Annotated in this window: 13 protein-coding genes; 6 read left to right on the top strand and 7 right to left on the bottom strand. The window is 44.3% G+C overall.

Features of this window, described 5'->3' with window-relative positions:
* The first annotated feature begins 24 nt into the window (after positions 1-24).
* From ACMFL8_RS06855 to ACMFL8_RS06830, 6 genes are all read left to right on the top strand, one after another.
* On the top strand, positions 25-942 hold the full coding sequence (locus ACMFL8_RS06855; protein WP_413190485.1) for a LysR substrate-binding domain-containing protein: 918 nt from the start codon (positions 25-27) through the stop codon (positions 940-942).
* Between the two features lie 508 nt (positions 943-1,450).
* Positions 1,451-2,713 (top strand): MFS transporter, encoded by a 1,263-nt coding sequence (locus tag ACMFL8_RS06850; RefSeq protein ID WP_413190484.1) that lies wholly within the window; start codon positions 1,451-1,453, stop codon positions 2,711-2,713.
* A gap of 133 nt (positions 2,714-2,846) precedes the next feature.
* A complete protein-coding gene (locus ACMFL8_RS06845) occupies positions 2,847-3,530 on the top strand; it encodes a glutathione S-transferase family protein (protein ID WP_189582305.1) in 684 nt (227 codons plus the stop codon).
* 29 nt (positions 3,531-3,559) lie between these two features.
* Positions 3,560-4,417, top strand: coding sequence for a glutathione-dependent disulfide-bond oxidoreductase (gene yghU, locus ACMFL8_RS06840; RefSeq protein WP_210539229.1), 858 nt, complete (start codon positions 3,560-3,562; stop codon positions 4,415-4,417).
* Positions 4,418-4,637: 220 nt separating this feature from the next.
* Positions 4,638-5,222, top strand: coding sequence for a TetR/AcrR family transcriptional regulator (locus ACMFL8_RS06835; protein WP_210539228.1), 585 nt, complete (start codon positions 4,638-4,640; stop codon positions 5,220-5,222).
* Positions 5,223-6,031: 809 nt separating this feature from the next.
* Positions 6,032-7,909 carry a hypothetical protein gene (locus ACMFL8_RS06830; RefSeq protein WP_413190483.1) on the top strand — a complete coding sequence of 626 codons (1,878 nt, stop codon included), beginning with the start codon at positions 6,032-6,034 and terminating at the stop codon, positions 7,907-7,909.
* Positions 7,910-8,206: 297 nt separating this feature from the next.
* On the opposite strand, the gene ACMFL8_RS06825 is transcribed toward ACMFL8_RS06830, so the two are convergent.
* The 7 genes from ACMFL8_RS06825 to ACMFL8_RS06795 form a co-directional block, all read right to left on the bottom strand.
* Positions 8,207-8,635, bottom strand: a complete 429-nt coding sequence (locus ACMFL8_RS06825) for an acetyl-CoA carboxylase biotin carboxyl carrier protein (protein ID WP_413190482.1) — start codon at positions 8,633-8,635, stop codon at positions 8,207-8,209.
* A 23-nt stretch (positions 8,636-8,658) separates the two neighbouring features.
* Positions 8,659-9,846, bottom strand: a complete 1,188-nt coding sequence (locus tag ACMFL8_RS06820) for an NRAMP family divalent metal transporter (protein ID WP_201551326.1) — start codon at positions 9,844-9,846, stop codon at positions 8,659-8,661.
* Positions 9,847-9,900: 54 nt separating this feature from the next.
* A complete protein-coding gene (gene pxpA, locus ACMFL8_RS06815) occupies positions 9,901-10,638 on the bottom strand; it encodes a 5-oxoprolinase subunit PxpA (RefSeq protein WP_413190481.1) in 738 nt (245 codons plus the stop codon).
* Complete coding sequence (locus ACMFL8_RS06810) at positions 10,628-11,551, bottom strand: biotin-dependent carboxyltransferase family protein (protein ID WP_413190480.1); 924 nt, start codon at positions 11,549-11,551, stop codon at positions 10,628-10,630. Before ACMFL8_RS06810 ends, pxpA begins: the two co-directional genes overlap by 11 nt.
* Before the next feature lie 52 nt (positions 11,552-11,603).
* A complete protein-coding gene (gene pxpB / locus ACMFL8_RS06805) occupies positions 11,604-12,257 on the bottom strand; it encodes a 5-oxoprolinase subunit PxpB (RefSeq protein WP_413190479.1) in 654 nt (217 codons plus the stop codon).
* Positions 12,258-12,461: 204 nt separating this feature from the next.
* Positions 12,462-13,808 carry an acetyl-CoA carboxylase biotin carboxylase subunit gene (gene accC / locus ACMFL8_RS06800; RefSeq protein WP_197217226.1) on the bottom strand — a complete coding sequence of 449 codons (1,347 nt, stop codon included), beginning with the start codon at positions 13,806-13,808 and terminating at the stop codon, positions 12,462-12,464.
* Between the two features lie 78 nt (positions 13,809-13,886).
* Entirely contained in the window at positions 13,887-14,432 is a 546-nt protein-coding gene (locus ACMFL8_RS06795; protein ID WP_413190478.1) for an acetyl-CoA carboxylase biotin carboxyl carrier protein, read from the bottom strand.
* Positions 14,433-14,555: the final 123 nt, after the last annotated feature.

Here is a 14,555-nt window from a genome sequence, read left to right as displayed (position 1 = left end):
GACTAACTAGTAATAGGAAGTAATATGGACAGAATCGATGCGATGCGTACCTTTGTAGCGGTGGTGAATGAGGGCAGCTTTAGTAAGGCCGCAACTACGACACAGCTCTCACCACAACTGGTCAGCAAATATATTGCAAAACTAGAGGAGCAGTTACATACTCGCCTGCTCAATCGTACGACTCGTAAAGTAAGCGTGACTGAAGCTGGCAGCCAGTATTTTATCCATGCGCAGCAGATTTTATTGAGTATTGATGAAATGGAAGCGCAATTGGGCGGTTTACAGCAGCTCCCTAAAGGTATCTTACGAATCAGTGCGCCCGTCTCGTTCGCCTTAAAGCATATGGCAAAATTGGTCACTGACTTTCAAGCACGATACCCTTCAGTCACTGTTGATCTACAGCTAAGCGACCGAAAAGTCGATATTGTTGAAGAAGGGTTTGATGTTGCCCTGCGTATTGGACAGCTTGAAAGCTCATCACTTATTGCTAAGAAAATCGCACCTATTCGTGTGGTTTTATGCGCATCGCCCGACTATCTTAATATTCACGGTACACCTAAACGACTTGAGGATTTAGAAGCGCATCGCTATTTGCATTATAGCTATATGAATATAGACACTAAGGGACAAATTTTCAAATACCTAAAAGCCAAACAACTCAAGGAAAGTAGTGTTTTTCGGAGTAACAATGGCGACGTATTGGTAGAGGCAGCCATTGAAGGCGCTGGATTGGTATTGCAACCGACCTTTATTGCTAGTAAAGCATTAAATGCTGGCAAGTTAGTCATAGTGTTACCTGAATATGAACCGACCCCTATCGGGTTATATGCCATCTATGCCCATAGAAAACTGCTACCTCACAAGATCAGGTGTTTCATTGATTTTATGGCAGACTATTATGGTACACCGCCATATTGGGATGAATGTATCAGTAGGAAATGATTAAAAACTTCAATGATCAACCACTGATCTATTAATACTTACGGTTGCCTTGAAAATTTGAACGCGAATAAGCAACTGAGAGATCTATATATCAAAGAAAAATACTACTGTAATAGCAGAAAGACATCCGTATGAAGACTATACCGTAGAAGTAGTAATCAAAATGCCAGTCCCTCAAATGTTCTGGCATTTTTTTATGTCATTCATGAAGTATTTAGCTTCTTATGTAAAATCCTATTGAACGAACGTTCAGGCAAAGTTATACTCATTTGTATTGTGCATGATGATGATTAGAGAAATCTAACTGATATCAGTCGCTAAGGAAGCAGCAAAAGCTATTCATATAACGATCATGCCACAGTCGCTTGGAAATTCTACGAGACCTAAACACAAAAGGATGTGTGTAAAATGGGTAATACTTTAAGCCAGATAACCGCTTTATTCGATCTATCTAACATGAGCACTGTGATCGCAAAGCGTGCTCTTCTCCACTTATCGGAGAATCACAATGCATGATGGGAGCATTCAACAAGAAGACCAAGGTCGCACGCCTCCCCTTAGACTAGGTGGATTACATTATGCTTGGATAGTTGCTGCGACAGGCGCTGTAGCAATGTTTTGCGGACTTGGCTTAGGACGATTTGCCTTTGGAATGTTACTGCCATCTATGTCGGCTTCTTTGGAACTAAACTATACTCAAAGCGGCATATTGGGGTTTACTAACCTGATAGGCTATCTCGTCGCTGTTATTTTAAGCCCGCTCATCCTACCTCGATTTGGTACTCGAGCTACTGGGACAGCCAGCCTTCTCTTAATTGCTGCCTCTATGCTTGGTATGGCTTTTACCACAAGCTTCCCTCTACTATGCACACTTTATGTGCTCACTGGTATTGGTAGCGGCGGCGTGGTTTTGCCGATGATGAGCGTCATGTCGCATTGGTTTTTTCCTTCGCACCGTGGTCTCGCTTTAGGACTGGTCATGGCTGGTCCTGGGTTTGGCATTATTTTGTCTGGCTTTGTCGTCCCAAAACTCCTGCCTGTTTCCACACTACTGTCTTGGCAGACAGGCTGGCTAATTTTTGCGGTTATCAATGTTGTGGTGGCTTGTCTTACTTTCACTTTGATTCGCAATCACCCAAACGATGTCAATCAAAGTCCCTTTGGGCGCACCCCAACCTTGCCTGTAAAGAATAAGAAAAAACTAGAGCGTAGCAATATCAAGCTGCTTGTACATTTGGGCATTATATTTGCTATTTATGGCGCCACTTATATGGTTTACGTAACTTTTATCGTGACTAGTATGGTTGGCTCATATCAACTGAGCGAAGCGACTGCAGGTGGTATCTGGGCATGGATTGGGCTACTTAGTGTCTTTTCAGGTATGCTCTTTGGCTGGATTTCTGACCACATTGGCAGACGTCTTGGGCTCGCTCTGGCTTTTTTCTTTCTGGCCATCGCTTATCTGCTGGTCGGATTGACCGATTGGACTTTAGGACTGTATATGTCCATCATTCTGTTTGGCTTGGTGGTCTGGAGCGTGCCTGTCATTATGGCAGCCTCCGCTGGCGATTATTTCGGACCTGCGGCGGCAGCAAGTGCTCTTGCAGCGCTGACTTTTGCTTTTTCGGGTGGGCAGGCGCTCGGACCAGTGGCAGCAGGTTATCTCGCAGAGCTTACTGGCGACTTTAGTATCAGTTATATGATGTCTGGCATTGCCGCCTTTGTCGCGATTGGACTCGCCTTATTATTACGACCACAAAAGTCTGTTTAATAAAAATTATCGCTACAGTTGACCTTAATAAAACAAATAATTGGTCAAAATACACTTGAACGGTCGTTCATTTATGTTTATTGTAGCTACGCGACGGACATCTAAATTCTTTTCACCCTTTAAGGATAGTATTATGATTAAATTTTATTTTCACCAAACGCCTAATCCAATGAAAGTGGCTTTGTATCTTATGGAGACAGGCCTCGCTTACGAGCTGATGCCTGTAGATACTTTGAAAGGTGAGCAACACACGCCTGAGTATCGCGCGATTAATCCAAACGGTAAAGCGCCCGCTATCGAAGACGATGGCCACCGAGTTTTTGATTCGACAGCTATTTTGATGTACTTAGCTGAAAAAACAGGCAAGCTTGCTGGAAAGCCAGAAGACCGAGGCGAGATGCTGTCATGGCTAATGTTTGTCGCGACAGGCCTAGGTCCATTTTCTGGTCAATCAGTGCACTTTAGACATAAAGCGCCTGAAAAAAACCCTTATGCGATCAATCGTTACCTTCGTGAAGCAGAGCGTCATTACGAAGTGCTAGATAAGCACATGGAAGGCCGTGACTACTTGGTTGGAGACACCTACTCTATTGCGGATATCTCTGCTTGGGGCTGGGTTGATAAGGCCGCCTTTGTATTGGGCGAAGCAGGGTTAGACAATTACCCGAATCTCAAACGTTGGTTTGCTAGTATAAACACTCGTCCTGCGGTTGATAAAGCTCGCAATATCGCCAAAGACATTGAGTTCAAATCAGATTTTGATGACGTAGCTGCACGCGCCTTATATCCACAAAACTTCGCCAAAGACATCAAATAACCTCGAATATAAAAACAGGAATAATAAAAATGGAAAACCAATACGTACCTCCCAAAATCTGGACGCATGATGCAGAGAGTGGCGGTAAATGGGCCAGTGTGAATCGCCCCGTTTCCGGTGCTACCCATGAGAAAGAATTACCAGTAGGCAAGCATGATTTGCAGCTATATTCGATGGGCACGCCCAACGGTCAAAAAGTCACCATCATGTTAGAGGAGCTACTAGCGCTAGGCAAAGATGCAGAATACGACGCCCATATGATTAATATTGGCGACGGCGATCAGTTTTCATCAGGCTTTGTCGATATCAACCCCAACTCAAAAATACCAGCGTTCGTTGATCGCTCTGTCTCAGAGACTGAAATGGTATTTGAGTCGGCATCTATTTTGCTTTACCTTGCTGAAAAGTTTGATACATTACTACCTAAAGCAGGCAGCAAACGCACCCAAGTCTTTAACTGGCTATTTTGGTTACATGGTTCTGCCCCGTATTTGGGCGGCGGTTTCGGGCATTTTTATGCTTATGCACCCGAAAAATTTGAATATGCCATCAATCGCTTTACCATGGAAACCAAGCGCCAGTTGGACGTGCTTGATAAGCAATTGGCAAAAAATGAATTTATTGCCGGTGATGAGTATAGTATCGCCGATATTGCCACTTGGCCTTGGTATGGCAACTTGGTGCTGGGCAATCAGTATGAGGCAAAAGACTTTTTGCAAGTCGATGATTACACCCATGTGCAGCGTTGGGCAAAAGCTATCTTAGCGCGTCCCGCAGTACAACGTGGTCGTATCGTCAACCGCACGTGGGGCGAAGCATGGGAACAACTGGAAAACCGTTACAGTGCGACAGATATCGATAAAGTATTGGCACTAAAACCGGAGTAACTGGTTAGCACCAATACAGTGCTGCTAGGATAATTTTTTATCGCCTCTGTCGGCGTAGGCACATAGGCACAGCACGCAAGAAACAGTTATCCTAGTAACACGTTATAATGGTTATGCTTTTGTAGTTTGAGATTAACTCTACCAATAAGACTAGTGTGACTTAGTTTTCCAGAATTTAAGATGGCAGTTTTATAAAACAATAGCTTTTAAGGTGAACATGATGAGTGAACAAGCGAAGTTTAATCGTGATGACGTAATCGAAAAAGCCAAAAATCTTTATTGGGAAAAAGGCTACCACGCCACCTCCATGAGAAACTTACAGGAGGTCATGGACATGCGCCCTGGCAGTCTTTATGCCGCTTTTGGTAACAAGGACAATTTGTTTAAAGAAGCCTTAAACCGCTATGCTGATCAAGGGGCGGTCAATCTTACCAATGGCATTGCGCAAGAAAAAACCGTCCTAGCTGGCCTCAAGCGGTTTGTCCGAAGTGTGACTGTCTGTAGCAAAGGCACTGCTCCCAGCGGCATGTGCATGGTGGTCAAAACCATCGCGGAGCTCACACAAAACGACAGCCCAGAGTTACTGGCTTACGCGACAAGCATTTTAGAACGTGTGGAGACCTCTTTTGTTAGAGCCTTTGAGCAAGCCATCGATAACTGTGAAATAAGCAGTGATAAAGATCCAAACGAACTGGCGCGCTACTTCCAAATTCAACTCATCGGTTTGAGGACTTATGCGCAGGTAAGTAATGATACAGAAGCGGTAGACAGATATATTGATGGTATATTCGAGCAGTTTTTATAAGATGATTTTTGTTAGGTATCATTCAAACCTACATGGATGTTATCTATGAAAATAAATCAGCACACCTTTGATTTAAATGTACGCGTCTTTGATGCCTCAATGCGTAAGCCATATTTAGCTGCCATTACCTCAGACAAAACTTAGGCTGAGGATGCGGCAGGTCAAGTGGCAAATGGTTTTTTGCTCAATACCGTTAAAATATTCGCTAATCCCACTCAGTTTGAGATGGCAATATCGCCTCGCCTTACGTTAATAAATTACTCTCCAAAACAGACAGCCTAGGCTGTCTTTTTTATGGCGTATTACCCTATTACCCTATAGTCAAGGAGTTTTAGAATCGCTACAAGGCGACCGACCGCAGATAGTACATTGAGTACATCTAGGACAGGTAGCACCGTAGCGGTTTAAAAGTGCTCTGACTATATAAGTGAGAATAAGCAAAATACTGCTTTGGTCGAGTGCCATCCGCAGGGCTGTGCGCGCCGTGGGCATAGCATTTAAAAGAGTTTAAGCTATACATCGCCAAGAAAAATGTAGTTTGATTATCATCGTCAGGGCGCATAACTAAAACATCACTGTTTGTTTATAAAACTTGATAGCAAGCATCAGCTGTAAAATTAGCGCGAATGGCTTTACTGTCTTAAGAGTAAAATTACTTAATATTCAGTGAGTTATGACTCATAATCTAGCGTGCCTTATACCTATTATTTTTTATTTATTACTTAAATTTAACACAATGTAATAATTATGTGATATAAAAAATCCTACATACGGAAATGTTGCCGGTCTAGCCGGAAATGGAGATTTAAATGCGACTGAATAAGCTTTCGATTGCCGTTCATGCGGCTACTATTTTTGCAGCTAGCATTGCGTTGGCAGGATGTTTTTCTGATGATGACAACGACAATAATATTACTAGCACACCTTCGGTAATTGAGCCTTGTTCCTCGGTACTTAATGCTATCCAAGTAAATGATATGTGTGTATCGACCACGACTGTATCGAGTCCTGCTAAAGCAGCACAAACCCCTGGTACCGAAGGCGTGATGGTCAGTAATCCCAAACTCATCACTCATTTAGGTGCAAACGCTGATCTCAACCAAGCACGTTATACGCGTTACGCACTCGCTGATCAAGACAATCAACAGCCCGACGCTATTCTAGTTGCCATACCCGGCACACTAGGCTCAGCGCACAATTATTTCCGACTGGCTGAAAACCTTATGATAAAGGCGAAGGCTGCTGGAATGACAGTCGAGGTATGGGGTTTTGATCGTCGCTCTACATTACTTGAGGACACAGCTGGTCTGGATATTGCTGAAAAAAATAGAGATGTTAAGATCGCTTTAGACTCTCTTTTTGGTGGTGAGCTGGATCTGGATCTGAGTCCTGAGTTGAATCGTCGTGCTGAATTTTATGAGCAAAGTGACATTCCTTTTATGGTGAATTGGACGCCTCAAGTTCATTCACAAGATATTAATGTGGTAGTCGAGTTGGCACGAGAAGCGGCGCGTAATGGCAACGTCTTTTTAGCAGGTCATTCTGCTGGTACGGGATTTGTAGCACGTTATGCGGCGACTGATTTTAATTTTAGTGGTATGGGTGCTGAAGAGCCTGGTTACGCTAAGCTGCGAGGACTGGTACTACTGGAAGGTTCAGGTGGCGCGCTAGCAGGTGAGCCTCCTTCTGATACCCAGTTAGATGCTGTGGAAGCTGCCGCTGATGGTGGACTTTATGCAGCAGCGCAAGCAGGTCGAATAAGCTCATATATTGCTTTACCAGGCCTAAGTCCGCGGCTAGTGGCATCGACTGAAGTACTGGGTATGCAAATGGTATTTGAGGATACGATTAATGGCACCCAGAATATACTACAACAAGGTTTCGGTGCAGATCGCAATGGCAAAACAAATAGCGTCTATCAGCAGGTAGAAGGCCTTGTCGATCGTCCTGTGCCAGTGACCGCTGGCGCTGCTGTAGGTACTTTTCAGGATGATGATAATATCCTCACACCAGCATTCATTCAACTATCAATGGGTAGCATTGGCAATTCAAATGCTGATGGCGTGTTTACATGGTTAGATAATGATCAGCCCTTGCCAAGTTCAGTCTTTGTTGACAATGGGCCTGCGCCGACCATGCTATCGAATCAGTCTTTGATTTGGGGTGTTGAGGCAGAGCCAACCAATCTGAAGCGCATCGCACCATCGTTCTTTGTCGGTGGTACTAACTACAGTGATTGGTATTATCCTAGTACTGGTTTGCTACTTGCTAACAACGCGGCGGCAGGTGGTGCAAATTTAGGGCTCGATACCAGTAAACTATCATTACCAATAGCCCAAGGTGGACGGGGCCGATCAGATATTGTCAATCAAACTCAAGCCCGTAAGATTGATGTGCCGGTGATTGGTTTTGGTGGTACTAACGGTCTGACACCTGTATCGGGGCTCTGGCGTAGCTTTGCCAATGCAATCGCGCCTTGTGTCACAATGACGTGTAATGGGACACCAAGAATGTTGTCTGGCGCGGCAGATTTAAGCGCATTTCCAACTTATGGTGGGTCAGAAGGTGGCTTTGAAGTATATATGAGTGAAGGCTATGCACATAACGATATACTTTCCGCTGACGACGATGCCAACAACAATGTGATTGATCCGTTGCTCGCGTTTATCAAACGCAATGCTCAGTAATTGATTCACTGCAACAATAGAAAGGCCACCTTCGAGTGGCCTTTCTTAGTTTTTCGGTGATCCAAGCTCGCTTAACAAAGGCTGTTTTTGCTACCGAAATAGTTATAGCTTAAATTCTCTTTGCAACAGCAGGCTAACTAACAGAGTCAAAACTCCAGTTTGAAGGCTATAGTCAGGTCAATGTAAAACAGAGACAGCGTGACATCATAGGTCAATAAAAAATCAATGTCAGCTATCGAAACCGCCTTAGGTAATACCACCTACACCCACCTATACGAATATTAAATACCTACCTGTCTAAATAGGAGCGCCCGATAGGTCGAAAATAGGCTGTCCGTACTCAATGTTTTGGCCACTTTCAACCAAGACAGCCCTGACCACACCTTCTTTATTACTAATCACTGGCTGCAAACGGGTCAACTCATCAATGAAGCAAACGGTTTGACCTTTTTGAATATGGTCGCCTTCTTTGATTAAGTTGTCTGTTGCATCATCTTCACTTAAGTACACCTGCCCTACATAGGTGGCACCTACTTGCAAGACATCACTACCAATCTGTTCAGGCTCATGAGTAGTCGTGACCTCTATAGGATTAGCGCTCACATTATTCTGCGCACCTAGATTGTTAACCACCGTAATAGATTGCCCGTTGTCTGCAATCGTGACTTCGTGCAGCTGACTGCTTTCAACCAGTTTGACCACACGTTCTATTTGCTCTATATCCATAATACATTCCTTATCTTAATTTTTTAGCTCATGCCCAGATATTTAGCAATGGTCATGACACTTAGGATGCTCATAACGATGGCGATTAACCAACCAAATACCGCAATCCAAATAGGATGCTTATAATTGCCAACGATATTTTTTCTGTAGGCGGCAATCAAGATGATGACCATAGCAATAGGCAATACCAAACCATTTAACGTACCGACCAATACCAATACTTGGGCCGGTTTACCGATAGTGGCAAACACCATTGTCGAGATCACGATGAAACCAATAATGAAGTAGCGTTTGTGCTTTTCAATGAATGGATGGAAGTTCGTCATAAAAGACACAGAGGTATAAGCAGCACCAATCACCGAGGTCACAGAAGCCGCCCAAATCACCATACCAAAAATAACTTTACCTGCGTTTCCTAAAATGTACTGAAACGGCGACATGGCTGGGTTGGCAGGATCCAATGCAAAGCCTTGAGATACCACGCCTAATACTGCAAGGAATAAAAATACGCGAATCACAGAGGCAATTAAAATACCAGAGACCGAGCTTCTGGTTACTGATTTTAAATTCTCTTCTCCGCTGACGCCTGCTTCCAATAAGCGATGCGCACCTGAGAAAGTAATATAACCGCCAACCGTACCGCCAACTAGCGTCACGATAGCCACTGCATCAATTTTGTCAGGCATGATGGTTTTGCTGACGGCTTCTGCTAATGGCGGATCAGATTTAAAGACCACATAAATGACCAATACAATCAGGATAAAGCCCATTAACTGAGCGAACTTATCCATCATAGGACCCGTTTCTCGGCCTAAAAATATCGCGACGGCAATCACACCACTGATCAGAGCGCCTGTGATGGGCGATATATTAAACATGGACTGCATGCCAAGTCCGGCACCGCCAATATTACCAATATTGAAAGCCAGACCACCTGCAATGATTAAGAACGCGAGCAAGTAACCGACACCAGGAAACACCAAGTTGGCGATTTCCTGTGCACGTTTTTTGGAGACCGCGACTACTCGCCAAACGTTAAGCTGGACGCCGATGTCCATAACAATAGATATTAAGATAACAAAGCCGAAACTTGCCATTAGGCTTTCGGTAAATGTGGCCGTTTGGGTCAAAAATCCTGGCCCTACTGCTGATGTAGCCATCAGGAAGGCCGCGCCTAAAATGGCGGTATTGTGTTTTTTTATAGTGCTCATAAACATCCTTGTGCTATATGGGATTATTTAATCAAATGATTAGGAAACGGATATTTAGTGGGCAGAGATAGTGATACCTTTGAGCTCTAGTTGTTTCTTTATCTCTTGCGCAAACAAAATAGCGTGTTCACCATCACCATGTAGGCAGATACTTTGCGCCTCTACGGGTACGGTTTGACCGCAGACACTGGTGACATTCCCTTCAGTTATCATCTGCAACACATGCTTAACCGCATCGTCTGTGTCGGTTATCAGGGCGTTGTCTTTACTACGAGAGACCAGCGAGCCGTCTTTTTCATAGTTTCTATCGGCAAACACTTCTGATATCGCCTCTAGACCATGTTTTTTGGCTGATTTAACCAAATAGCCGCCGGACAAACCCATGACCTTTAGGCTTGGATCAAATCGTTTGATTTCACTCGCCAAAATATCTGATAAATTTTCATCAATAGCGGCTTGGTTGTACAACGCACCATGCGGTTTTACATAGTCCAAAGTCACGCCGACCAAGTCACAGAGCGCTTTAGTCGCGCCCAATTGATATACCAATAACGCACGGTAATCGGCTTCACTTAACGGCTGATGAATACGGCCAAAATTCTCTCTATCGTTTAGACCAGGGTGCGCGCCTACGCTCACGTTGTTTGCTTTTGCCAATTGCAAGGTGGCTAGCATCTCGCTATAAGACCCAGCATGAAGACCGCAGCAGACATTCGCTGAGCTGACTATCGTCAATAACTTATCGTCTTGCCCGCAGCCTTCAGCCACATCAGCATTTAAATCAATTTTCATTGGCATACTCCTTTATTTGATCGATGTAATGTTGTCTTTTCTGTTGTTCATGCAGCGCCTGCTCTAACGACACAACGACGAACTGACAGGCTTTGCCAAATCTAATCTGTGCCATCAGACCTATGTCTGCTTGAATCACAGTTGCGATTTTGGGGTAGCCCCCTGTCGTTTGCCCGTCTGCCATTAGGACAATCGGTTGTCCTTGTGGTGGCACCTGAATCATGCCAATATCAACGCCATGTGAGCTCATTTCTACTGGCTTGCTAAATTCAAGCGCTGTAGATCCTTCTAAGCGGTAACCCATACGGTTGCTACTGCTTTGTAGTTTCCAAGGCTGATTTTCAAACGCTTGTTGAGACGACTCAGTGAAGCAGTCGTATTCACTGCTTTTTATCACTCGAATAACCTCGGTTGGTGCAAGTCGAGCCACCCCAATCACAGGCAGGTTTGATTCGGTTTTTACCGCTAAGCTGTCATCGGCTTTTAGGTATCTGCCTTCAAATCCGCCAAATCCTGCTTTGAGATTGGTGCTAACTGACTGCAATACTGGCTCGATATCAAAGCCACCGTGCACACATAAATAGGTATACATGCCTTGTAGCGGGCGCAAAAGTTTGAGTGTTTGCCCAGCTGTTGCATTGATACGCCAATAGCAAGGAACACGCTTGTCGTCTAGATAGGCCTCGTATAAAGCGCCTGTTAAGCAAAAGCTGACGCTTTCTTCAAACTGTATGGTTAGCTCACCGAGCGCTATTTCAATAGCGGGTTCGTTGGCTTCGTTTTTCATCAAAGCGTTGCCAGCTTGTAGTGCCCAGCTGTCCATCACGCCATTTCTACCCACGCCCATACTGCGGTAACCCAGTCGTCCCGAATCTTGAATACTGGCAAGGGCACTTGCGGTTAAAATTTTCATTGATACCACCTATTTATTTGTCTTTTTGATTCATGCATCTTTTATTTATCGCTTATTGATGAATATCAATCGCTTTAAATGTCAAAGTATCGCCTGCGTTAAGCAACGTCGGAGAAGACTTGGTTAAATCAAATAAGGCAGTATCCGTCTGACCGAGTAACTGCCAGCCACCTGGAGACTCAAAAGGGTACACCCCTGTCTGCTCGCCGCCTATACCCACTGAGCCTGCCGGCACTTGGGTTCTAGGGATGGCATGCCTTGGGAAATACAGCGACTCAGACAAGCCGCCAAGATAAGGAAATCCTGGCTGAAAACCGATAAAGTAAACGGTGTAAGTGGCTTTAGTATGTAGATCGACAACGGCTTCAACCGAGAGGTTTAGGTCATTCGCCATGGCCGCTAGATCGGGGCCATACTTACCGCCGTACTGCACGGGTATCTCGACGTGCTTGCCTTGGATGGTTTTTGAAGGGATATCATTGAGCAGATCTGACAGCCTATCTTTAAAGGTAGTAAGCTCAGCCCATGTTAATGGCACGATGAATACACTGAGCGTATTCATACCAATCACCACTTCGATGACTTCTGGCATTTTCTGGATACTGTCTGATAAAGCCCAGCATTTTTGTTGTTTTTCTAAGGTGATCGGTTTAGGGAAAAACAACGCGAGATTGGTTTCACTGCATAGTTGCCATTGTAGTTCCATTAGCACGTACTCCATTATTTTTTATCTGCTATAGTCAAATCCCCTATAAATTGGATACGGTGTCAGGCTCGCCTAGTCTACGACTTGTAGTACTTTCACTCGCCTTCCTTGTATCCAAATTATATTGAACCGACTATATCTTGATTCTGACGCTTCTGACGCTAATGTCAGATTTGGTTTTCGCTTTTGCGGGCAAGACTTGATTTATATATTGTCTTGTATCCACTGTTCCAGATAATGAATGCTCATTTGACCTTCACAAAACACCTCATCTTCAAAAAGTCGTTGATGCAGACCAATATTGGTATCAATACCCGTAATTTGCGCTTCGGATAGAGCCGCCCGCATTTTTTCTATCGCTTTTTCTCTTGAACGATCTTGTACACATATCTTGGCAATCAAGCTGTCATAAGATGGCGGCACGGTGTAATTCGACTCAGCATGGCTATCCACTCTGATACCAAACCCTGCTGGCATGTGGCAGTAGTCTATGCGTCCAGCATTTGGCAAAAATGTCTGCGCGTTTTCAGCATTGATACGACACTCAAAAGCATGTCCGGTAATGGCGATATCACTTTGCTTGTATGCCAATGGAAGCCCTGCAGCCACTCTGATCTGTTCTTGCACAATATCGACGCCCGTCACCATCTCAGTGATGGTGTGCTCAACTTGCACACGGGTATTCATCTCGATAAAGAAGAACTCGCCGTTTTCATATAAAAACTCAAACGTGCCTGCGCCTCTATACTGCATTTGCTCGCAAGCTGTGACACAGGCTTGACCGATTTTCTGACGCTGCTCTTCGGTGATACCAGGTGCTGGCGCTTCTTCAATGACTTTTTGATGACGACGCTGCATAGAGCAATCACGCTCGCCTAAATAAATAGCATTGCCGTGAGTATCAGACATGACTTGCACTTCGATATGTCGAGGTGCTTGTAAGTATTTTTCGAGATAAACGATAGCGCTACCAAAATTGGCTTTGGCTTCTGTTTGCGTCATAGAAATCGCAGAGAGTAAGTCGGCTTCTTTTTCAACCACGCGCATCCCACGACCGCCGCCACCACTTGCTGCCTTGATAATGACTGGATAACCAACGTCACTGGCAATCTTGATAACTTGCTCTGAATCAGCAGGCAATGCGCCATCAGAACCAGGCACGCAGGGCACGCCAGCCATTGTCATTTGTTTTTTGGCTTCAACCTTGTCGCCCATGTTTCTGATATTGTCAGCCGTTGGGCCAATAAACGTGAGACCTGAGTCTTCAATCAAAGCCGCAAAGTCTGCGTTTTCAGACAAAAAGCCATAGCCTGGATGGATGGCTTGTGCATTGGTGATTTTTGCAGCAGAAACCAGCGCTCTTTGATTGAGGTAGCTGTGTGTGGCATTGGCAGGCCCGATACAGATTTTTTCATCGGCTAGGCGTACGGGTAACGAGTCTTTGTCTGATTCAGAATGGGCAATGACGGATTTAATACCTAGCTGCTTACAAGCTCGAATAATACGTAGCGCAATCTCGCCACGATTGGCAATTAAGATTTTTGTGAACATGTTTATTCCCTTAAAATATAGTGTCAAATACAGTGTTTGTGCAGCGTCTATACAATATTGAGTGGCTATTGAGTGGCTTTAACTGTCTGGCGCTATAATAAATAAAGGCTGTGCATATTCTACGACATCACCTTCATCGATCAGAATCTCTTGAATCGTACCGTCAGCTTCTGCTTTCACTTCATGCATCATTTTCATGGCTTCAATGATACATAGGGTCTGCCCTGCTACTACCTGATCACCCACCTTAAAGAACGCCTCAGCTGTCGGCTCAGAGCGAAGATAAAAAGTACCGAGCATAGGAGCCAATACTTGGGATGAAGACGAAGAGCTAGATGAATCAGTGACCTCTGTCGTCACCGTTTCATCCCTAGAGCTGTTGTCTGCACTGGTACTATCTGCACTGGTACTATTAGGAGTGTTATTGTGGGAGGTTACTGTACGTGATTCTGAATGAGTAGTTTTTGAGTGGCGAGTATTACCAATATGATTGCTGCTTTCATTGCCATTAGCCTGACAAACGATAGAGATGCGTGCATCACCATTAGTTACTTCTAATGATTGTATGTCAGCGCTTTCTGCAATTTTGATCAGCTTTTCTAGATCTGTAAAGTTAATATTCATATTGTTAGCTATTCCATTAGAGTAAAAGTGAATAATTGTTTTTTATAAAAAATTTGCGCGATGTAACTGATGTAAATAGGGCCCTACTTTTAAACCATACGCTTTTATTTACCGAGAGCTTTG

Origin of the sequence: Psychrobacter sp. AT9 (assembly GCF_047272965.1) — a bacterium.
GTDB lineage: Bacteria > Pseudomonadota > Gammaproteobacteria > Pseudomonadales > Moraxellaceae > Psychrobacter > Psychrobacter glaciei.
This window is presented reverse-complemented; position numbering and strand designations above follow the sequence as displayed.